Genomic DNA, 22,049 nt, shown 5'->3' with positions numbered 1-22,049 from the left:
TCGATGCGACGGGCCGTTCGCTAACAGGTGGCGAGGGTTTCGGTGATGAGGTTGAGCAGTTCGGCGCGCGCCCCGCCGACGGCGTCCACGGTCTTCTTCGAGTCCTGCGGCGAGCCGGTGAACCCGGGGGGTCTGACCCCCGTGGTCGCGGCGATGAAATCGTCGATCTGGTTCACCCATGCCAACTTTTCCTGCGGCGTCAGCCGGCAACCGCTGACCTCCCGCCGTACGAGGTCCCCGGAGCCCTGGGCGGTCAGCTCCGGCTCGGTCATCCGCATCACCAGGTGGATGGCCCGGAATACCTTCGCGTGGGTCAGGCCGTGATCGTCCGGCCCCGCGTCGACGACTCCACCGGCCAGATCGGCCATCTGCGCGGCGGTCAGTATTCCCTCCGCGGTGACCCGCAGGAGGGTTTCGTACCACCGGGCGCGGGTGGGGCGCGGCGAGGCGAGAAAGTCGAACGCGAATGTCTCGCGCAGCGGCGTTCTCGGCATGGGCCGGGGCGTTCCGGCCTGCGGCGCTGCGGTGTGCGCCGTGGCTGCCGCCTCCGGAAGCACGAACCTCGGCTCCGAGGCGGGCGCGACCCCGCCCGCCGCCTCTACCAGTCGCAGGATCGCGTGGGTCGCCCCGACCAGTCCGGCCCGCACGTCGTGCAGCCGCAGCTCGCGGTTGATCCGCTTGGCCTTCTCGCGGAGCCGCTGCGACTTCTCGCCGGCCGCGCCATCGACGGTTTCCGCCCGGTGCTCGTCGGTGAACTCCGCGCGCCCCTGGCTGGCCGCGCCGTCGAGAATCTCGTCCAGGTGCTCTTCGACGAACTCCGCGCGCTGGCGGGCATAGCGGTCGCGCAGCACCCGCAGGGCGTCCGTCACGTCCGGTTGCAGCAGGTCGTCCGCGTGCGCGCGCAGGTACCGCTCCCGCTCCGGCCAGCTGTTCTGGGCCAGCAGGCCGGCCAGCGTCGGAGGCAGGGCCAGGCGGTGCACGTCGGGTACCACCGGGTCGGCCGCGGCGAGCAGCTCGTCAATCCGGCCCCGTCCGGCGCGTCGCATCGTACCGTCCGGCTCGGGCAGCTCCCACCACTCATCGAAGTTGGAGGTCCGGCCGCGGATCAGCACCGGTTCGTACCGCTGCATCACCCGAAGGGCCTCCCGCGACTCCGCCAGGGTCACCACCACCGGCCGGGTGCCGAACCGCGAGTACCGCAGCAGCAACTCGTCGAGCGGTTCCAGCTCCTCCACCGTGGCATCGGGCTGCACCTTGACCGCGATCACCGGTCGCCGGGATGCCTGGGCCGCCGCGACGATCGTCGCCTGGGTCTTGCTCGACGGCTCCCAGGCGCTCTGCGAACCCACCAGCATGACGCCGTCCAGCAATCTGGCGCCCCTGGGAGCCGGGAACGGCGCCGCCTCGGGCGTGGGAACCCGCGGTGTGACGACCTCGGGAGCGACGGCCCCGGTATCGACCGCGGCGGCCGGCGCGGACGGGGGCGGGTCAGCCGCGACGAATGGGGTGGCCACGTCGAGGAATCCGGCGAGTTGCACGGAGGCCAGCTCGCCCAGCGGCAACCGCGGCATCCCCAGGTACAGGGCGACGGCTTGGGCGTACGCCTCCGGCGCGGCGCCGGGCAACCATCGGCGCTGAGTCATCCTGCCCGATGCCTGGCCCGCGCCGACGTCGATCACCGCGTGTGCCTCATCGGCCGCGTCGACGAAGTCCAGCTGGATGTTCAGCGACGCCTTCGTGCCGTCGGCGCCGGTCACCACCTTGTAGCGGGGCGCGTTGAGGAACGTCCGCACGCCGCTGAGGGCATCGCGACGCACCTGGTCCAGCTCGGTCTCCCCGACGCCGTCGCCGGCGACGAGATGTACCTTGAACAGCGCGGTCCAGAGCTTCGGCTGGGCCGCCAACCGGTAGCGCACAACGGTCTGCGGCCCAGAGCCGTCCGGCCGCGACGCGTCGAGTGCCGATCGCCCCCGCAGGTATGTGCTCACCTCGATGATGCGAGGCTCCGCGTTCCGGACGAACTCCAGCCGCACCGGCTCGTCGGTCTGGTCGGCCACCTGCTGGGCCACGGCGCGCAGCCACCCCACGGCCTGGTCCCGGGTCGTGTTCGGGCGCAGTTTGAAATGCATGTACCGGCCGGACCGGTCGTTGATCACCCAGGCTCCGTCGCGGCGCAGCAGCTCACCGGCGATCCGGACCCTACCCACGAAGGCGAGGTCCGGTTCGAGAGCCGCCTCGTCGAAGCGCGCACCCACCGTGACGTGGCCCATCTCGTAACCGAGGTACTCGTCCAGGTCCGGGTCGATGGCACCCCGCAGCGCGTCGCGCTCCTCCGGCAGGAGGGCTTCATCGGCCTTCAATACGCCGATGAAGGGCTCGCCGTTGTCTGTCACGGCGAACAGCCACCTTGCCGCCGGGCGCTTCTCCCACACCTCCCGGGCGAAGTCGGACAGTGGCATCCAGGCCGGATTGAGACTCACCTCCGTGCCGGCCACCAGCGCGCCCTTGACGTCGATGCCGCCCGCCGGCTGCTCGTGCTCCTTGACCCGCTTGGCCATCACGGCCGGGGCGAGGGTGTGGTCGAGGTCCGCGTGGCCGGCGGCCGGCCCGTCATCCGACCAGGACGGGAGGACCACGCTGTCCGGGTCGGTGGCCAGGCCCGGCACCGGGTCCAGCACCAGATACCGGCCGGGGCCGTTGCCGGCCACGAAGCCGTCCCGGGACACCTCGATGGCCGCCCGGTCCGGGCTCGCCGGCCGGTACGCCAGCAGGGCGCCGCCGGATCGGACCAGGGCCGCGGCCACCTGCCCGCCCACGCCGGCGAACATGAGCCGGCTACCCTCGGCCAGCGTCGGGGGCAGCGCGTCGTGCGGATGCACGGTCACCGGGCGTCTCGTGCGCCGGGCGAGCATGGCCCGCAGCAGGTTGACCTGCTCGTCGGGGCCCGACGGCCACTGCGCCGCGTCCAGCCCGGGGGAGCGCAGGTCGTCGCCTGCCAGCTCGTTCAGGGGTACCGGCCGGGCCGGTCCGCCCAGCCACAGCCAGCGCAGGGCGAGGTGCGCCGAGGCGCCCCCGATCGCGTACCAGCCGACCGGCACGCCGGCGGGCGTGCCGATGCGTACCCGCTGGGCGTCGTCCAGGAAGAACCCCGGGCCCGGCGGCGGCGTCTCGGGTGGGGCGTCGGGTGCGGCCCAGGCCACCGCGGGATGCGTGGCCGGCACGTCATCGAGGTGCGAGGCGACGTGGAGAACCGCTGCCATGCCGGTGGCCAGCTCGCTGCCCAGCGGCGCCTGGCGCCCGCGGTCGGCGGGAAGGTGCCACCACATGCCGGGCCGGGCGGTCGCCGGGTCGACCGAGCCGCCGGTCCGGGGCCGCACCCGTACCGCGCGCAGCCGATTGTCCTCGTCCAGCAGCACGTCATCCGCGCTGGCGACCACGTCCTGGCCGATCCGTTGGCCCAAGCGGCGAGCCAGCGAGCCATGGTGGTCACGGTACCGGGCGCCGTTGCTCAGCAGCAGGATCACCGGGTGATCCGCGCTGCCCGGCAGGCTCGCGTACCAGTCGATGAACTCCTGCTCGGTCATGGTCTGCTGGCTCGTCACCGAGCGGCCCTGCTGGTCCAGGTCGGTGACGGTACGGTTCGCCCTCCGGGTGACCGGATCGTAGTCGGCGGACAGTACCCGCCAGCCCTCGAAGGTCGGCAGGGCCCCGATCGCCTGGGCCCTGATCAAATCCGCGGGGGTGCCTTGGGCGGAGGAGGGCAGGTGCACCCCGCCGGGGATCGGCTGGCCCTGCGGATCGGTGCGCCACAGCAGGACGTCTTCCGGCTCCGGCTGCTCCAGCAGCGCCTTGACCCGCTGGGACCGGGCCTGGTCGGCGACGGCCTGCCGCACCGCCCAGTCCAGGGTCTCGGCCAACCGGGCCGGCTGTTCCAGCTCCCGCGGGTTGATGGACAGGGCCAGCGGTTCGTCGCGGTAGGTGCCGGTGGTGATGTGCAGGAGGTCGTCGTGGGCGGGCCGCAGCACGGCGCGGGTGTTGTCGGTCTGAGCGGTGCCGGCCGACACCGACAGCAGGAACCGGTGCCCGCCCTGGGGGAAGACCTTGACCAGGCCGCCGCCGCGTACGTGGAACTGAGCCGGCCCGGCGTGTCCGGTATCGATGGCGGCCCACAACTGGGTGGCGAGCCGGTCCTCGGCCCGGGCGGCATTGATCGCCGCCACCAGCCCGTCGGCCCCGACGCCATCCGGGGCGATCTGCCCCGCCGGGCTGCCCGGTCGCAGGCCGCGCAGCTCGCGCAGCCCGGACCGGTCAATGTCGTGGCCCAGCCGGCCGCGGCGCAGGTAGGCGGCGGCCGCGTTCCACCGCCGCGCGTCTGGATCCTGCTCGGCGCGCAGACCCAGCCTGTCGAGCAGGACGACGGCTTGCTCGCCGATGCGCTGCGGGTCGAGGTCGGCCCGCGCGCTGTACCCCGGGGCGCCCACCCGGTCCCACTCGCGCGCCAACTCCCGCAGTTTCCAGGCGTTCGACACGTCCCGGGGAGCCAGCCGCAGGTTTCCGGCCGGGGCCGGCCCCCGGGACAGCACCGGCGGTTCCTGGCGGCGCAGCGCGTCCGCGACCCGCCGGTCGGCCCACCGCATGAGGCCGTATCCCTGTCGCAGTCGGCGTTGCGCGTACGGGGCCACCGTCCACCGCAGGAATCGCCGGGTCGACCGTGGCACCCGCTCCACCGGCTGGATCTGCTCGTGGGCCTCGGCGGCGACCTGGGCCAGCTCCTCGATCTGCGCCACCATCTTCGACCGGTTGATCGGTCGCCGTCTCTGCTCCTCGATCGTGTTTTTGAGCTTGAAGAGCTGGTACGTGGGGACTCTGGTCCGTACCAGATTCTCCCCGGCGGCCATGGTGATCCGGCCTACCACCCCGCCCACCACGGTCGCGGCGAGCACCGGGCCGGCCAGAGGGAACACCAGGGTGCCCAACAGCGCGGAGGTGGGGGCGTAGACCATGGTCGACAGCAGGTGCTTGTAGAGCAGCTGCAGCCGGTTGGAGACCTCCGCCGGCCTTCCTGCCTCTCGCAGGGCCCGGCCGTAGGCGGTCGCGGCGCCGAGCCGCCGCATGTACCGGCGTTGCTTCAGTTTGACCGTCTCATCGATGGGCACCGGCGGCGCCAGTTTCTCCCGTCCCGGCGGGCGCGTGGCCGCGGTGCCCGGCACGGAGGCGCTCGCCCCGTCCTCGGTCACGTCGATCCGTTCGCCACGGTCGAACCGGGCCGGCTGTTCGTCGCCGTAGGCCTGCAGCAGGTACCTCAGTCCGTCGCCGACGTAGGACAGTCGCTGCCGGGTGTCCCAGGACATCGCGACCTGCGCGAGGAACGCCTCCACGGGGCGCAGGGCGCCCCAGCCCACTCCGTAGATGACGGAGGCTATGGCGGCGGACACTACGTTGACGTCGAGCAGACCGACCGCGCTCTGTTCGAGCATCCCCAGGATGAGCTGGGGTACCTGCCCCGCCGTCGCCAATCCACCCCACCAGGTGGCGTCGACCAACGGGTTCGTCGACTCGCGCCGGACACCCCGCACCATCTGGTCATAGGTCTGCGACGGGCCGTACCTGCTGGCGCCGGGTGCGACGGGCAGGCCCTGCGGGCTCTCGACCGATCCGCTCCCGGCGGTCCGCCTCGAACGCAGCCAGGCGAACTCGCTGAGCGGTCGACGGAGCAGCCCCTGCCTCTCCTCCAGCAGGCTGGTCACCTCCTGCTGGATCCCGCGCATCATGTCCGCCACCAGCAGCCGGGCCTCTCGTAGGCTCCGCTGCTCCCGGGCGGTGAGTACCGGCCGATCCCCGCCCTGGCCGGCCACGTTGCGCTGCTCCTGCCTGCGGATCAGCTCCCGCACCAGGTGGTACAGCCGCTCCACGGCGTCGTTGCGGACGTGGTCCACGGTCCGTTCCAGCTCATGCTTGAACCGTTTCGCGCCGACCGCGGTCTCGTGGAACATCAGGTAGTCGAGCAGGCCCATGCCGCCACCCGATCCGAAGGTCAGGAGAAGCCCCTCCGCCCCCGCCGTCGGCGAGCCGGTGGCCCCCAGCGCGACGAGGCTGACCAGCGCCCGGCTCAGGCCGGCGGGTGCCTGCTTGACCAGGTTGCCGACCAGCCCCGCGCGGGCCGGTTGGCGCAACGGGGCGCGGCTGACCAGCCCGGGTTCGGACTCCTGCCTCGGTCCGGACGGCTTCGCCCCGCTGAACAGCCGCTGGGCGACGGCGTCGGCCCCGGCCTGGGCGAGCCCGCCGACCCCGCTGCTCCCCGCGGCGGACGCCGTCAAACCCGCGCTCCGGCCGGCGAGTTGACCGGACACGACCGTGGAGGCGACCGATGGGATGGCCGAGAGCATCCGGCGTGCCAGCGCCAGGTCGAATCCGGGATCGGTGGACAGCGGGCTCGCCGTCGACGTGGGTACCCGGCCGTGCAGCGCGTCGGCCAGGGCTCGGGCGGTGCCCTCACTGAGCTGCTGGCTGGCCAACAACGTCCGCGCACGGGCTAGCACATCCCGCGCCGCTCGATCGATCACCTGCTTGTGGAACTTCGCAGGGAAGACCGCGCGGCGCGCCCGACCGAAGCGGGACCGGGCGTTGCCGAGCTGCTTGAGCGCCGTCAGCTCGGCGATGTGGCGCCGCGCGGCGGCCTCGTTGTCGTCCGGTGTCGCGGGTGCTGGGGCCGCCGCGCCGGCACCCGGCGCCGGCTGGGTGGCCAGCCACTGGGCCAGCGCCCCGGCCACGCCCACCCGCAGCGCCGCGTCGCTGGCGTCGCGCCGTACCACCAGCTCGAGCTGGTCGTTCTGGCGCCGTACTTCGACCGGTGAGGTCCGGGATGCACCGATCTCCCCGTTCGGGTCGTCGATGAGCCGGATCGCCATCGCGACGAAACCCTCGCGGTCCGCGGTCCGCACGGTCCCCGACTCGGTCAGCAGGTGCAACGTGAGGTTCTCACCGTCGGCGGTGACCTCGGCGCCCAGCAGGTCGGGGGTGACATCGATGAAGGAGTTGGTCGCCAGCTCCAGTGCCTGGACGACCTTCTCGCTGCTGGTGTCCGCGCGCGAGTCGAACAACCGGGCCCAGACGAGGTCGACCGCCGGGCCGCTCGTGGCGGGTAACCGGCGAATCAGCGCGTCGCCCTGGGCGGCGATCGCCTTCGGGCTGCCCTGGTCGCTGAGCACGCCCATGCCGGCCAGGTCGGCGACCAGGTCGGCCGGGCCGATGCCAGGTCCGGCATCGGGGCGCGGCGCGAGCAACTCAGCCAACCGTCGCCGCAGCCGCGCCACGCGGTTCTGGTCGCCGGGCGGCAGCGCACCCCGTTTGCGGGCCCTGCCGCCCTTGACGAACCCGTCTGCGCGGGGCGGGCGGTACACGACCCGCCGCAGATTCTTGCCCAGGAAGGACCCGCCGGAGGCCGGTCGCGGGCCGCTGGGCGCCTGCGGCTCGGTCGGCTCGCTTCCGGCCTGGCGATCGGCGGGTACCGCGGGCGCGGGCGGCGGTGGTACGGGTACCTCGGCGGCGAGGGCGCCGGACGGGTCGAAGACCAGGACCCGGGTCGCCCGGTCCCTCAGCGCCACCATCCGCCAGTCGTCGCCCGCGGGATTCACCCGGACCGCCGCGCTGCCGCCGCGCGGCTCCACCCACCGCAACCCCGCGCCGAGACCACCGGAGACCAGCATCGAGACCCGAGGACGGGCCATGGTGTTGAGCTGGTGCGACACCAGAACCACCGAACCGGGCGCGGCCCGCAGCGCGGCGAGCAGTGCCCCCGCGTCGACCTGCCGGAAACCGTCGGTGGCGCCCGTCGCCGCGGCGAGCTGTCGCGGCGTCATCGGCAGCACCGAGCGTCGCAGCGCGTCCGCGTCGGCCCCGGCGGGTAAGCCGTAACGCGCCACGTACGCCCCGAAGGCGAAGTCGAACTCATCGTCTCCGGTCGGACCGGACAGCCCGTGCGACTGCCGGATCTCGGCCACCCGTTCCAGGTACTGCGCCAGGCGCTGCCCGGACGGCTCGGGGCCGTCCGCGTCGGCGGCGAGGTCCAGCGCCTCGTGCAGTGCCTCGCGCATCGCCGCCCGGGCGCGGGGCAGCACCCATACCGCCTGGGCCGCCTCCCACGGCGCCTGTTCGCCACGGACGTCGACCGGAACCAGGCGCGGCGATTGCCGCAGGAGCCCGTCGGGCAGCCCCGCCGGTACCGGTGGGATCTGCACCGGCAGGCCGTAGAAATCCGCCCGCGCCTGTACCCGCGCCACGTGGTCGGCGAGGCCCACCTCGTCGGGGTAGGCCTGGTCCAGCCAGGAGACCACCACCAGGGCGTTCCCGTTGGGCTGGCCGCCCAGATACCGCTGGCCGTGCCCGGCCAGCGGATCCTCCTCGACCAGGTGGACCAGCCTGGCGGCGCCGGCCGGATCGGCGGAGTTCGCGATGGCCGCCGCCACCGGATGGCCGGTCTGAGTCAGCTGGCCGGTGAGGACCAGCGCCCCGGTTGGCGTCGCACTCAACAGGATGTCATCGCAACCGCCGGGCACCGCACTGCCTCCCGTAGCTCACAGGCTGTCGATACGGGAGAGCATAGCCAGAGGCACCGAGCGACGAAGCGCCTTGATCAAGTGTCCCGCTCTGCCGGAGGCTATCCGGATCGTCGACGGATCAGGTCAGTCCACAAGAGACACACGTCGACCGTTGTCGCGGGTCAGTGGTCGCATGACCGTCCCATGGGGACAGCGTCGAACGAACGCCGTCGTCGCGGTGAGACACCCACCAGGGGCCACGCGGGTACGGCTGTGCGCTGCCGGAAATTCAGGTATTCGGCACTTCGTGGCAAGCCGGGGGTCACCCACCAACGACGCCGGAAGCCGTTGCCACCACGGCGTCGATGCGCTCCGCCTCGCTCGGGGTCTGCCCCGACACCGGATCCCGAGTAATGTCGCTCACCGAGAAAATCCCGAACTGCACGGCCTGCATCTCCACAGCTGTGCCGCGAGGCCCCCGGCCGGCCCGACGCCGCTGCGGGCACCTCGGCCAGCACGCCGAGGCGACGGGTGAGTGAACGCGGCCGGGGCCCCGTCCGTCGTACCCGACTGATGATAGATACCAGCGAGCCGGCCGAGACGCCGGCCCGGCGGGCGGTGCGCCGGCGCACCGAGTTCGTGTCCGCATTCGTGGAACACGCCGGTCCGGTGCCGGCCAGCGAACGGCGGAGCGTCACCCTGCCCACGCTGATCACCGTCACCGCGGTCGTGTCACTGCTCACCGTGGTCGCCGGTGTCTTCTGGAATATCGTCAAGCCAGTCTCGGCCGGCGCCGTCACGGCATCCTCCTCGGCGGGCGCCGCCGTCTACACCGCGGTGGCCGGCTGGGACTGCACCGGCGCCACTGATCACGGTTTCGAGGCGATCGGGCGGAGCGCGCAGTGGAGGACCGTGGCCGAGGGCGGCTGGTCGGCCAGCGGCTGTCGCAGCACGTTCGAGACCATTCCGATGTCGGGCAAGGCGACGACGGACGACAACGCGCAGTACGTGCAGTGGTGGTTCGTGCCGACGACCGGAAGCCAGTGCCGGGTGGAGCTCTACGTGCCGCGCAGCACCACGGCCGCCGACACCGGCGCCACCGCGGTGCACTACGCGGTGATGGCCGGCCGGGCCGGAGCGGCCTACGCCGACTTCACCATCGACCAGTCGAGCAGCGGTGGGCAGTGGGTCGCGGCGGGGACGTTCCCGCTGCGCGGGAGCGAGTTCGCGGTCCGGCTGACCGACCGCGGAGTGCCGGCCAAGCCGGGCGACCGTATCGCTATCTCAGCGTTGCGGGTGACCTGCGGTGGCTGAGGGTCGCAGAGCGCGCGCGGGCGTCGTCCTGCTGGCGCTGGTCTTCGCCGGCCTGGTACTCGGTGCGGGGGCGGCCGTGGCAGCTCCGAGCCCGACGCCTTCGGGGACCGGGAGGTATTACGTCGTGGCCAAGCCTTCCGGAGGCCAGCGGGAATCCCTCTACGAGATCGCGGCCAACACGCTCGGGAACGGCAACCGGTCCGGAGAGATCTTCGATCTGAACGAGGGGCGCACGCAGCCAGACGGCGGGAAGCTGACCGATCCGCTCGTACTGTCACCGGGTTGGATTCTGATTCTGCCGCCGGACGCCAAGGGTACGGGTGTCCATACTGGACTGTTACCCAGGGTGTCGGCCGTAGCGTCGCCGCCGGCGGCCGGGCCGGCGCCGTCGGAGGCAACCTCGTCGACGGCCTCGACGGCGGGCGCGGGCAAGAAGCAACAGCTCGTGCTGTTCGGCGGCGTCTGCGCGGCGCTCGTCCTGCTCATCGCCGCCGTGGTGGTGGTGCGGGGCGGGCGGCGCGCGGCGGCGCCGAAGCGGGCGAGGGAGGAGCAGAAAGCAACGGCTGCGCCGCTCGCGCCCGCGTCGCCGCCTCCTCCCGGGGGGAACGGTCTTGTGGAGTCGCTGAATCGGCCCCGGGGACCGGAGCGGCCGGGCGAGGCCGGGCCGGGATCGCCGGTTGCGCGGCCGAGTGCACCGGCTCGGCCCGCGCGACCGGAGCGGTCGAAGCCGCCAGCGCGGCTTGCGGCGCCGGACTGGCCGTCCGAGAACGGGGAGCGCGGCGCCGACCGCGAGTCTTCCCGTCCGGCCGAGCGCGGTACGCCTTCGGCGGAGGATTCCCTTCCGACTACTCCGACGCGACCGGCCACTGCTGCTGGCTCCGGCGCGGCGGGCCACCCGGGGGCTCCAACTCGTCCGGCTGGCAACGACTCTGGCTCCGGCGAGCCCGACGTTGCCTGGTCCTCGGAGGGCGCCGGCGGTGTCGGGAAGGTCGACGTGCCGGAACCGGGCGGATCATCGTCCGCGGGACCGGCGCCGGCCGAGTCGCCCGAAGCCGAACCGTCCCCGACCGGACCGCCTCCCGCCGGGCGCGGCGGCTCGGTCGGGACGAACGTCGGGGGGCAGCCGCCCTCCGACGAGGACACTCCGACCGGCCATCTCGTCGCGGACCTGGTCGTGGACGGCAGCCAGGTGGCGGTCTCGCTGGTCGGAGTGGCCGGCGACCGTCCCGACCGGGCCTACGGGTGGCGGTCGGGCGGACAGGCGCCGCCGGCCGCGGCACTGCCGGTCGTGCTCGGCGACCGGGACGGTCGTCGCCTGCACCTGGACCTCGGGTGCTGTCCCGACGTGTTCACCGTGACCGGCGCGCTACCGGACTGCGAGAAGTACGCGTTGCGGCTGATCCGGCAGGTGCTGGCCGGCGGTCACGGTGTCGCGGTGGTGGGCGACGGACTGTTCGGCGACACGCTGCCGGCCGGCTGCCGGCGGGTGGCGAGCATGGCCGACGTAGGGGGACTGGACTCACCCGGAATCGTCGTATGCGGCCGTCTCACCGGTCCGGACGCCGACGCCGCCCGCCTCTCCCGGGCCTCCGGCGGTCCCACGCCCGTCATCATCGGCGAGGTGGCCCGATCCCGCTGGGCCCTGCGCGTCAACCCGACCTGACCGCGCCCGTCCAGCTGCTAAGCGCGGCGAGGCCCTCAGCGGGCGGGATATCGGCGCTGGCCTTGAGCCAGGTGCCCGAGTTCGATCGCCACGCGGGTCAGCTCCGCCTTGTTGCTGACGTTCAGCTTGGCCCGGATGCGCTTGGCGTACGTGTTCACCGTCGCGGGCGACAGACCCATCCGGGTGGCGATCTGTGTGTGCGTGAAGCCGAGCGCGATCCACCGCAGCGTCTCCACCTCGCGCGGTGCCAGCCCGCTGTCGTCCACCTCGGCCGGGCGGGACACCTCGGCCAGAAACCTGTCGGCCAGCTCTGGCGAGACCCCCACCCCGCCGTCGGCCACGGTCAGCAGTGTTTGTGTCACCGAACGATGGTCCGAATAACGCGTGATGAGCCCCCGCGCCCCGGCCCGGATCGCGGCCAGCAGCGTCGGCGGCTGATCCCAGGATGAGGAGACCAGCGGCGGCCCGCTCACGGCCAGCTTGGCGATGATCTCCAGCGCCGGCCGGTACGGCACCTGCGGCAGGTCGATGATCGTGACCTGATTGTCCTCCAGCGGCCGGGCCGTCTCCAGGTCCTCGACGCTGGGCACGGAGGCACAGAGAGCAACCCCGGGGCAGTCCTGAACGACCTGCTCCAGGCCGGCCCGCGCCATCGGCTGCTCGCACACGATCGCAACCGTTACCCGACTTCCGCCCACGACGACCTCCTCTCTCTCGACGACGATCGCCCCGGTCGCGGTGTTCAACGCAACTACCAGTTCGGTTGAGAAGAGTCGGCCGGTTCATCCGTCGAAAGGGGTGTGCAGACGGTCAGTGGTCCCAGCGGGCTCAGCGCCCCGGCCGGCCCGCCGCCGGCGCTCGCGACGAGCCGACCCCCGACGGCATACCGGCGCTTGGACGGTCTGTTCGACGTGGAACTCGTGCCCGGGCCGGACGGCGATCTGCGCGGCCCGCGGAGCGGCACGCCGATGGACGCGCACGGCCTGGCTGAACTGGTCCAGCGGACCGGTGGGGCCGGGGACGACGTCCGCATAGTGATGGCCGGCGCCGGGCGGCACGCGGCGGTCTTCGCCGAGCTGGCCGGCCTGCTCGGCAGGGACGTGCTGATCACCCCGGCCGGCGGCGAGACGCGCTGGCCGTCCGGGCGCGCCGACGCCGCCCCATCCCTCGACGCCGCCACGCCCGTCGATGCGGCCACCGCCTGCCCGGCCGACTGGCGGGTTGTGCAGCCGCCGGCCATGGCCACCGACTTGCCCGGCTGGTACGACACCAGCGACGGTGTGGTCCGCGAGCGTACCGGCACGGTGACGTTGCCGCTGCCCGGCGGTCTGATGCTGGCCACCCGGGCCGATTTCGTGGCCCGCCGGGCCGCCGCGGCCACGCTGCTGCCCGGCCACGCCGAACTGACCACGATCGGGGCCGCGGTCCGGGCCGGTGGGTTCGTGGTCGGTGACTATGCCGGCGGGCACGAGGTGGCCGACGGCCGACGGTTGGCCGCGTCGCTGGCCGAGCTGCCCCTGTACGGCACCGAGGTCCGCATGTGGATCGCCTGGCCGGCCGACCGCGACGAGCAGGAGCGCTTGGACCGCAACCTGCGCAACTTCGCCGAGACCACCGGTGCCATCGTGTGGGCGCCGGCGCCGGAAGCCACCACCGAAGTGCTCGACGGCTGCCGCGACCTGAGCGTGAGCGCCCGGGACGGTCGCCCGGCGACCTGGCGGGTCTACTCGCCTACGCTGGCCGGCATCCCCCGGTTTGAGTCGGACGCCGACGGGCGGCTCTCTCCGGCCGGTGAGCTGCTGACCCGCTCCACCGACGGTGTACCGCTGATCAGCGTGCCACCGGACCGCTGGCGGGCCGCCAGGCACTGGTACGCCGAGGTGGCCCCGCGGGGCGGTCTGTTCGCGGTCGACCTGACCGTGCTGCCGGATGGCCGCTGGGCCGTGCAGCACGCCGGATCCGGCCCACACGTGCTCGGTCCGCGCGAGTTCCAGAGGGTGCTGCGGTCGACCGGCTGGCGCGGCGAGGACCTGATGCTGTTGGCCTCCTACCCAGCCGGGGCCGGGCAGGGGTTGCGGCGGCACGGGCGGTGGCTGGCCGACGATCTGGGGGCCGGGATCTGGGTGCTGCCGGCGGAGACCGATATCGCCGTGCGGAACGGTATTCCACGGGCGCTCGACCGCCAGGGCCGCCCGGTGGCCTGGGAGCGGCTGGCCGACGGGGACAGCGCCCATTGGCGCTCGGCCGACGGGATCCTGCTTCCGGCCGACGTTCGTCCGGACGGCTCACGCTCGACCGAAGGACAAGGACCGGTTCGGCGTACGTCCGAGGTGGTCCCGGACCCGGCGCCGGCCGCCACCGGCCGCGACGGATCGGAGTGCGACCCCGACGCCGCGCCCAATGATCCTCTTACCGGGGAGAAGCCGCCGGTCGAGCGTGCGCTTGCCGGGGGGCCAGTCCCGTCCCGGAACCCGTTCCCGATGCCGCCCACCGGCAGTACTCCGCGCCTGCACAGCGCCCGCTCCCGGCTGAAGCACGGCATCTACTGGCTGGCCGATCGTCCCCGGGTCAACGCCGACCCGATCGACCTCTACGTCATCTGCGGCGCCACCCCCGATCAGGTTGCCGAGGACGGCCTACCGACGCCGCACCTGTTCGCGGTCGGCCTGCTCCGCCCGCCCGCGCCGGACTCACTGCGCCCAGGGGAGAACCTGGTCCGCGTACGCGTGGGCGAAGCCGGCGCCGTCGACCTGTCCTCGATCGACGTGCACGTGCCGCCCACGCTGCAGCTGCTGTTGTCCGGCTGGGGCGAGTCCTACCTGCTGCCCGGCGGGCTGCTGGAGCGGACCCGGCTGCTCGCCGGCTACCTCACCGACCCGGCCGGCGGGTACCGGCCCGGGCCCGAGTTCGGTGGCGAGCAGCCATTGCGGCTGCGCTGCCGCGGAGCCCGGCACGGGATCGACGGGCTACCCGCCGACGTGCCCCGGTGGCCGAGGGCGGCCGACACCACCGCGTACGCACTCCTGCCCGGCTCCCGGGTCGCGGCCGCCGGTGGCGCGCTGGCCATGCTGTCCGGCAAGCCGCGGCCCAAAGCCGGGCACCGGCTGCTGCAGCTGAGGGTGCCCCGGCGGCGGGCCATCGATGTGCGCGCGGTCACGGCCCAACTCGCCGAACTCTCCTCGGTCCTGTCCTGCGCCGGCGCGTTGAACGGCGAGAAGATCGAGCTGATCCTGCCGGCTCGCGACTACGACACGGTGACCGTGCTGCAGGTGCTGGCGCCGGGGCGACTGAGCTGGCGCTCGGTGCCCGGTTCGGGCGGCGTCCCGCTGACCGATTTCCTGGCCTCCGACGGTGGCACGGCGGCCGGCGCAAGCGCCGCGAGGTGATTCGTCACCCTCGCCTGGGTCTCCCGTACTCCGACCAGGCGTGGGTTACCCGCCAGTACCTGCGTAAACCGGGTCCGGGCCTGGGCCCTCCTGGGCCTTTCGACTCAGTCGCCCGGGACCTCGCAGTCATTAACTTCCTCGTCGAAGCCGGTCCCCTGATCCCAGCGCACGACGCGAGGAGGCTACCCATGATCGCGCATGCCTGCCCACCGCCCGCCGAGGAATTCGGCGACGTCTCCGCCGGACGCCTGGACGCGGCCGAACGTGAACGCCGTATGCAGACCATCTTCACAGCCAATGCCCGGCCGCTGCGCCGCTTCCTGTTGCGCCAGACGCACGGCCTGGTCGAGGCGGCCGAGGATCTCCTGCAGGAGACGATGCTCCGAGCCTGGCGCAAGCTGGAGGAATTGCCGGAGAATGCGGAATCCGTCCGCCGATGGCTGTTCACCGTGGCCCGCAACCTGGCCATCGACGCGGCCCGGGCTAAGCTGTCCCGGCCGGTCGAGGTCTGCGGCGAGGACGTGACGTGGGTTCGGTCCACCGAGGACACCTTTGAAGAGCTGCTCGACCGGGCAACGCTGCGCGACGCGTTGCTGCGGCTCACCCCCGAGCACCGAACGGTCCTGGTGGCGCTCTACTACCGGGACGCGTCGGTGGCCGAGGCGGCCGAGGGCATCGGGATCCCGGAGGGCACGGTCCGCTCGCGATCGTTCTACGCACTGAGGACCGTTCGCGAGTACCTGCACCGGGAGATCGCCGCGTAGCCAGCCAGCGCGCCGGTCCAGGACAGGGCGACAGCAACCCCACCGGGACGCGGATCCGATGCGCTTCGTCGCCGTAGCAGGATAGGCGCACCGGCACCATTGGTTGGCAGACGGAGGCGAGAGGCGTGCGCTCGGCGGACCAGAAGTCTCAAGAACGGCAGCGTGCGATCAGCGCGGTGCTGTCCGAGCGCTACGGGCTCCACACCCAGCAGCTCACCCAGTTGCCGATCGGGCAGGGGACGGTCAACTACCGCGCCCGGTACGGGGACGGTCAGGTCTTCGTCAAGTGCTACCCGCCCGGGACCGACCTGGTGGCCGAGGAAGCCGCCATCGGGCAGTCGGTGATCGCGGCGCGGCACGAGGTACCCGTGCCGGCTGTCGTACCAACCGTCGACGGCGATGTCATCGAGCGCACCGCCGCGATCTCGGTCTGGGAGTGGATGCCCGGGTCGGTGGTCATCGAAGGGCTGACGGCCGCCCGGTACGAGCAGCTGGGTGCCACGCTCGGGCGCATCCACCGGGTGTTCGCCGCGCTGCCGGGAGGCGCCGCGGCGCCCGATCAGGTGGCGCGCTGGCGTGCCAAGCTGCGCCCGGACGCGCTGACGGCACGAATCGACGAGCTTCGCGGCATCGTGGCCGGCCGGCTCAGGTCCGGCCCGTCCGAACCGTTCGACGAGGTGGCGGCGCGCACCCTGGACGAGCGGCGCGGGATGATAGACCGGCTGCCTCGGCTGGTCGAAGCGCTGCCGGACCTGTCGACACAGCTGCTGCACGGTGACTTCACGTTGGTGAACGTCCTGTTCGACCGCGATCGGCTCAGCGCGGTCGTCGACTTCCGCCCACCCGATCCGTTCCTTCTGGCCTACGAACTGGGCCGGATCGCGTTCAACCCCGATACGATCGCCACCGATCCGGCATGGCTGGAGGGTGCCGAGGCGCTCGTCGCGGGATACCTTGGCGCACACCCGGAGGTCCGCGCCGGGGACGTGCGCGCGTGTGCGCGGGTGGCCCTGCTGCAGTTGCTGCGCAGCGTCTACGGCATCAGGGAGCACTACCTGCGCCCGGGGCTGTTCCAGGACGCGCTCGACCGGTTCTGGGTGCGGCGCCAGCAGACCGTGGCGACGCTCCTGCACCGGCTCGACGAGGCCGAGGACATGCTGGCGGCCATCTCCGCTCGGCCGGGGGCAGGTGCGCGGGACGGCCATCGACGGTGATCGCGTACCGGCCCGGGTCGGTCAGCTTGAGCGGGGCCGATCATCCCGACGTCAGGGCGTCCCCTTTCGCGGTTCGGGTGTAGATCACCTGCCGTCCCTCGCGCAGCCTCATGACCAGCCCGGCGCGGCGCAGGACCAGCCCGCAACGTCAGCTACAACGGCACGCTCGGCGCCGCGGCCAGCACGGAGTTCGGGTTCCTCGGCAGTTGGAATGGCAGCGATTCATCACCCACACCGACCTGTACGGCGGCATGACCCGCATGGGCGCCGCACTCCGACGTGCCTCCCGAACACCAGCGACTTACCAGCTACGTGTAGAGAGTTGTAAAGTCGCCGCCATGAGCGTTGGCATCGAGGTCGTGCGGGCCATCAGCGACGAGGTGACGAGGGCGATCACCCGGTTGCTCCCACAGTTGTCTCAATCCGCGAAGCCTTTCGACGAGGACGCGCTGCGCGAGTTGGTGGCCTGGAAATGTAACCGGCTTCTTGTCGCCCGCGTGGACGGCGAGATCATGGGTGCCCTGATGCTCGTGATGTTCCCCATCCCGACGGGCATGAGGGCGTGGATCGAGGACGTCGTTGTTGACGAAGCCGCGCGGGGACGCGGTATCGGGGCTGCTCTGACCCAGGAGGCTGTCCGGCTGGCTCGTGCCGATGGCGCCCGGACCGTCGATCTGACGTCGCGGCCGTCGCGAGAGGCGGCGAACCGGTTGTACGAGCGACTTGGCTTTGAGCTCCGTGATTCGAAGGTGTATCGGCTGACCAACGTTCTGTGAGCCGGGAAGCCCGCGCCTACCGAGGGCTCGTTTCTGGAGACACGGCCGAGGCACCTACGTCCGCCGGGCCGCCGTAGCACGGGGTGCGCGCGCCCCGACGAGAGGCGCGCGCACCGAACTGGTGCCAGGTGACCGACCCGACTCTTAGTTCGCCAGGCGGAACACGTGAATCCAGGTGGTGCCGTCGAGCGCGTCCGTCGTCGTCGCCGTGCCGCGCGGGCAAATGATCGTGTCCTGCACGTTGGGCTTTCCGTTGGTGTCGACGGTGCAGCCCGTGTTGTTCTCGTAGAACGCGATCATCGAGGCGTCGGCCGCGGTCTCACTGGTCTGGTCCAGCGCCACCACGTCGGCCACGGTGGCCGACTGCAGGTTGCGGTCGAAAATCGGGGCCTGGCCCGGCAGGTGCGGCAGCGGAACCTTGGTCTGGTCCCACGTGTTGCCCCCACCGCCACCGCCACCGCCACCGCCGTTGCCACCGCCGCCGTTGCCGCCGCCACCGCCGGAGCCGGGTCCACCGCCACCGTTAGGGCTCGCGGCGACGTGTCCGGCCGCGGGGGTCGCGGCCGAGGCCGTGCCGATGCCGATCAGTGAGAAACCCAGCATGGCGGCGGAGGCCACCACGACACCGGTGAGGACCCGGCGTCCGAGGGCGTGCTTCGGGGCGGGGACGCCCGCGGAGGCCGCGGGTGCGGGTTGGTTGCCGTTCTCGTACAAGTCGATCTCCTCCATCGAAGGGGTTCAGGGTCAGACCTGGCGCAAGAGTTCATCTGCGGAATCGCGCGAAATCGCGTGAGGGCGATGAACTCCTTTCCAGGCGACCTTCCCTGGCCGCGTGGCCAACGCGTTCTAAACGGGCCCGAGTGGTGGTAGACAGACACCCTTTGCCGGTCCCAACACCAAAGTTCTGCGAAACACCGGCGCGCGGCAAACCTTTCGGGCTGAGCCGAAATCAAAGCCCAACTTGGGCATGGGCGGGCGGCCGACGGTGTGGCGGTGGCGGTGGTCGCTCGTACAGAGCTTAAGCAAGCCGGAGCAGCGCGTCCGCGTTGCGGGCCACGTCGTCGATGCGGCCGCGCGACGCGCAGTACGCCATCGAATCCAGGCCGATGTGGATCTGGTACGCGAGAAGGGCGGTCGGGTCGGGCCGCCACCGGCGGCGGATCGCGGCCTCGATGTCGATCGTCGACCATTGCGGGTACCAGGGCCAGAAGTACAGCAGCCAGGCGGCGTCGTAGAGCGGATCGCCGAAGGAGGCGTTGCCCCAGTCCAGGACGGCCATGATCCGGTCGCCCTGGACCAGTACGTTGCGGGCGAGCAGGTCGTTGTGAACCATGCGACGCAAGTCCGGCAGGTCCGGCGCGAGCCGGCGCAGGGTGTGCAGCGCCCGCTCGAACGGCTCCATGCCGATCGGCGAGGCGGCCAAGACCGCCCGCCAGCCAGGGACCCGAGACTTCTCCCGCTCGATCGCAAGCAGCGCCTCCGGCCAGGAGCGGTACGGACCGACGCGATCCGGCTCCCACTGGCCGTAGCTGCAGCCGCCGACATCGATCCGACCGATGCCGTCCATAACGTCGAACAGTGCGGGCAGGGCGGCGGCGAGACCGTCCGCGTCGAGATCGTCGAGCGGGGTGCCGGTAGCCCGCTCGGACACGGCGTACGCCCATCCGCTGGCTTCGCCGCGGGCGGTGACCGCCGGTACCGGCAGGGTGCTGCCGGCGACCGCCGCGACTACCGCGTCCTTAGCGAAGTCCGCGCCGTGCCGGCCGACCCGCAGCACCATGGGTTCCCCGGCCACGGTCAGCGCGTAGGCTGTAGACCAGGCCCCGGCGGCCAGCGGTACCGGCGCGCTCGCCTCCCTCAGTTCGGTCCGCGCGACGAGTGCGGCCACTTGGTCGGGATGATCCACGCCGTGAACGTATCCCGAAGAGTTCACCTTCGCGAGCGCATATTCACCGTTCAACTCACCCCGACCGACCAGCGGTCCATGATTGTGCGCCTTCTGTAGCTTCGCGTTCGGCCGCGAACTCGCCGAGGAGCTCGAACAGGGTCTTCACCGCGCGCTGGTCGTCCTCGGCCGAAAGCTGCCGGGTCTTCCAGCCGTCCGGAAGCGCGATGTGCAAGACCTGGCCGGGCCACGCGTGGTTACAGCCGCGGCCGCGTCGGGCGACGAGCCACTCGTGCCAGCCGGCGAGTCCCGGTCCGCCGTGCCGAAGGGCGTGCTGGTCGTATCCGATCAGGAACGCGGTCAGCTTGTGGAAGGAGGGCGGGGCGCCTATGACCATGCCCGGGCGTTGGCGGATGCTCGCGAAGTACTCCCGTTCGGTCATCGCTTCCCACTCGGAGAGCGATTTCACCTGCGCGCGCCCTCCCGATCGCCTCCGGTACCGAGATCCTGTCCCCGGCTGCGAGTCGGCTGCCCCGGTGTCCGCGCGTCCCTGGCGGCTTGGACGAAGGCGCGGACCAGCGGGGTCTCACTGGCGCTGCGCCACACCGGCGCGTACCGCAGGATCGGCCCATCGGTGATGGGGACAAAGGTGAGGTCTTGGCGTAGCCGCGAGGCGACACTGTACAACCCGACGGGGGATACGGCGCTACCGCCGCCGATCGCCGTGAGGGCCTCTTCGAGGGTGGACACGGGGACTCCGCGCCGGATGGGTCGCCCGGCCGGCGTCACGGATGGAGTGTGCGCCTCCCACACATACTCCGGAATCGGCCCCTCCGGATACACCACCGGGTAATCGCCGAGATCCTCCATTGCGACCTGGACCCGGCTGGCTAGGGGGTGGTCGGCGGCGACAGTCAGAACCAGTTCCTCGCTGTAGACGTCCGGCCCGACGGCGAGGTCGGGCTCGCGGATGGGCAGCCAGAGCAGTCCGATGTCGATCCGGCCGGCGCGCAGCCCGCTGAACGGGTCGGTGGGCAGAATTTCGCGGATGCGCAGCTCACATTGCGGATGCCGCTGCCGGAACAGATCGAGGACGGCCGCGATCCCCGGGTGGTGAGGGCCCAAAGTGCCGATGGTCAGAGTGCCGACCTGCCCGCGAGCGGCGGCGGCAGCCTCGTCGAGGGCTGCCATGATCTCGCCGTAGCCCGCGGCGAGCCGGTCGCGAAGCCGCTCGCCGAGCGGGGTGAGCCGTACGCTGCGACTGGTTCGCTCGAACAGGGCGGCGCCGATCCGGCGCTCCTGCTGTTTGATCGACTGGCTGACCCGCGCCTGGGACACCCTGAGGCGTTCGGCCGTACGCCCGAAATGGAGCTCCTCGGCCAGCGCCAGGAAGATCTCGATGTCGCGCAGCTCCACCTGGCCGTCTCTCCCTCCGGTCACCGCGCGTACGAGTCCCGTCCCCGACCTGCTCGGTTCGAGAGTTTACGGCTGCGGGCGCCGCTCCGCGATCATGACCCGGGCCGGAGCGACCATCGCGGGCCGCGTGTGGTGTCAACCGATAACCGGTGGCTTATCGGGCGGTTCGATCTTGCGCGTTGTTCCACCCGGGTGGTCGGGGTGATCGTAAGTGCCATGACCGAACACTCGATGGACATCGTGGCGCTGCCGGATCACTCCGGGGTCTCGCGGTGGCAGGCCGTGGCGCCGCGCGGCTTCGTGGCGGGGGTCGCCAGCCTGCGCCCGGTCGTCTCGTTCGGGCACGAATTTCTGCCGGATCCGGCCCAGACCGTGAAGCCGGGTGCCGCCGAGCTGAGCCTGTACGTGGAGCCGGAGTGGCGGCGTCGCGGGATCGGCTCCCGGCTCCTGGCCACCGTCCGGGCCCATGCCACCGAGCCGCTCCTGGTCGCGGACGTGGCCGCGGGCTCGCCGGGGGAGGCGTTCTGCCTGCGGCATGGCTTCCGGCACACCCGGTCCGGACGCCACGACCTGCTCACCTACTGCGATGTTCACCAGGCCTGGCTGGGGGAGTTGGTCGACGCCGAGCCCCCCGGCTACCGCCTGACCCACTGGACCGGCGACCTTCCCCGCGCGCCCCGGGTCGAGGAACTGCTGGCCAGCCCGAGCCGTCCCGGTAACGCCGTGCTGACCGCCGCGGACGCGGACGGTGACCTGGCGGCCTACGCCGTGGCGGTCGTCGGTGCGCTCTCCCCGCCCCGCGCCCGCCAGTACGGGCCGGCCGTGCTCCCTGACCATCGCGGACGGCGTCTGGGCCTCTGGGTCAACGCCGCTCTGATCCAGCGGCTGCGCGAGGTCCATCCACAGATCGACGAGATCGAGGCCGCCAGGGCCCTGGACGACCCGCACCTGCTCGCCGCCCGCGAGCACCTCGGCTTCCACCTCATCCGGCGAACTCGCCTCTACGAGCTCGTCCTGCCGTAACCCGCCCCAACCCCAACCCAACCCGATTCGGGGTGACCACGCGCGCCAGGTGAGAGGAGTTTGTCATGAAT

Annotated in this window: 14 protein-coding genes and 1 pseudogene; 8 read left to right on the top strand and 7 right to left on the bottom strand. The window is 72.1% G+C overall.

What is annotated here, in order from left to right:
- Positions 1-20 precede the first annotated feature (20 nt).
- On the bottom strand, positions 21-8,528 hold the full coding sequence (locus ABEA87_RS04270; protein ID WP_345626213.1) for a hypothetical protein: 8,508 nt from the start codon (positions 8,526-8,528) through the stop codon (positions 21-23).
- Between the two features lie 331 nt (positions 8,529-8,859).
- The gene (locus tag ABEA87_RS04265; RefSeq protein ID WP_345626211.1) at positions 8,860-8,991 is read right to left on the bottom strand and encodes a hypothetical protein; all 132 of its coding nucleotides are present in this window, start codon (positions 8,989-8,991) and stop codon (positions 8,860-8,862) included.
- A gap of 119 nt (positions 8,992-9,110) precedes the next feature.
- Here ABEA87_RS04265 and ABEA87_RS04260 point away from each other — a divergent pair, with 119 nt between their 5' ends.
- Complete coding sequence (locus ABEA87_RS04260) at positions 9,111-9,851, top strand: hypothetical protein (RefSeq protein WP_345626209.1); 741 nt, start codon at positions 9,111-9,113, stop codon at positions 9,849-9,851.
- Between the two features lie 994 nt (positions 9,852-10,845).
- Entirely contained in the window at positions 10,846-11,514 is a 669-nt protein-coding gene (locus tag ABEA87_RS04255) for a hypothetical protein (RefSeq protein ID WP_345626207.1), read from the top strand.
- 35 nt (positions 11,515-11,549) lie between these two features.
- On the opposite strand, the gene ABEA87_RS04250 is transcribed toward ABEA87_RS04255, so the two are convergent.
- Positions 11,550-12,182, bottom strand: coding sequence for a response regulator transcription factor (locus tag ABEA87_RS04250; RefSeq protein WP_345626206.1), 633 nt, complete (start codon positions 12,180-12,182; stop codon positions 11,550-11,552).
- Positions 12,183-12,407: 225 nt separating this feature from the next.
- Between ABEA87_RS04250 and ABEA87_RS04245 the strand changes: the two genes are divergently transcribed.
- The 5 genes and pseudogenes from ABEA87_RS04245 to ABEA87_RS04225 all read left to right on the top strand — a co-directional run bounded on the left by ABEA87_RS04245 (position 12,408) and on the right by ABEA87_RS04225 (position 17,654).
- A complete protein-coding gene (locus ABEA87_RS04245; RefSeq protein WP_345626205.1) occupies positions 12,408-14,900 on the top strand; it encodes a hypothetical protein in 2,493 nt (830 codons plus the stop codon).
- A 188-nt stretch (positions 14,901-15,088) separates the two neighbouring features.
- Positions 15,089-15,664 (top strand): sigma-70 family RNA polymerase sigma factor, encoded by a 576-nt coding sequence (locus tag ABEA87_RS04240; RefSeq protein ID WP_345626204.1) that lies wholly within the window; start codon positions 15,089-15,091, stop codon positions 15,662-15,664.
- A gap of 125 nt (positions 15,665-15,789) precedes the next feature.
- Entirely contained in the window at positions 15,790-16,878 is a 1,089-nt protein-coding gene (locus ABEA87_RS04235; protein ID WP_345626203.1) for a phosphotransferase enzyme family protein, read from the top strand.
- Between the two features lie 150 nt (positions 16,879-17,028).
- Positions 17,029-17,133: pseudogene (locus tag ABEA87_RS04230) on the top strand (hypothetical protein); the annotation flags it as partial.
- Positions 17,134-17,216: 83 nt separating this feature from the next.
- A complete protein-coding gene (locus ABEA87_RS04225) occupies positions 17,217-17,654 on the top strand; it encodes a GNAT family N-acetyltransferase (protein ID WP_345626202.1) in 438 nt (145 codons plus the stop codon).
- Between the two features lie 144 nt (positions 17,655-17,798).
- Here the strand turns inward: ABEA87_RS04225 and ABEA87_RS04220 are convergent, their stop codons facing one another.
- The 4 genes from ABEA87_RS04220 to ABEA87_RS04205 form a co-directional block, all read right to left on the bottom strand.
- Positions 17,799-18,383 carry a hypothetical protein gene (locus ABEA87_RS04220; protein ID WP_345626201.1) on the bottom strand — a complete coding sequence of 195 codons (585 nt, stop codon included), beginning with the start codon at positions 18,381-18,383 and terminating at the stop codon, positions 17,799-17,801.
- A gap of 289 nt (positions 18,384-18,672) precedes the next feature.
- On the bottom strand, positions 18,673-19,560 hold the full coding sequence (locus ABEA87_RS04215; RefSeq protein ID WP_345626200.1) for a phosphotransferase family protein: 888 nt from the start codon (positions 19,558-19,560) through the stop codon (positions 18,673-18,675).
- A gap of 55 nt (positions 19,561-19,615) precedes the next feature.
- On the bottom strand, positions 19,616-19,981 hold the full coding sequence (locus tag ABEA87_RS04210; RefSeq protein ID WP_345626199.1) for a hypothetical protein: 366 nt from the start codon (positions 19,979-19,981) through the stop codon (positions 19,616-19,618).
- 23 nt (positions 19,982-20,004) lie between these two features.
- On the bottom strand, positions 20,005-20,979 hold the full coding sequence (locus tag ABEA87_RS04205) for a LysR family transcriptional regulator (RefSeq protein ID WP_345626198.1): 975 nt from the start codon (positions 20,977-20,979) through the stop codon (positions 20,005-20,007).
- A gap of 192 nt (positions 20,980-21,171) precedes the next feature.
- Here ABEA87_RS04205 and ABEA87_RS04200 point away from each other — a divergent pair, with 192 nt between their 5' ends.
- Positions 21,172-21,978 (top strand): GNAT family N-acetyltransferase, encoded by an 807-nt coding sequence (locus tag ABEA87_RS04200; RefSeq protein WP_345626197.1) that lies wholly within the window; start codon positions 21,172-21,174, stop codon positions 21,976-21,978.
- The last annotated feature ends 71 nt before the right edge of the window (positions 21,979-22,049 follow it).

This window comes from Rugosimonospora acidiphila (assembly GCF_039543385.1).
Taxonomy (GTDB): domain Bacteria; phylum Actinomycetota; class Actinomycetes; order Mycobacteriales; family Micromonosporaceae; genus Rugosimonospora; species Rugosimonospora acidiphila.
The sequence above is the reverse complement of the archived record's forward strand: the minus strand, read 5'-3'. Positions and strand labels throughout refer to the sequence as shown.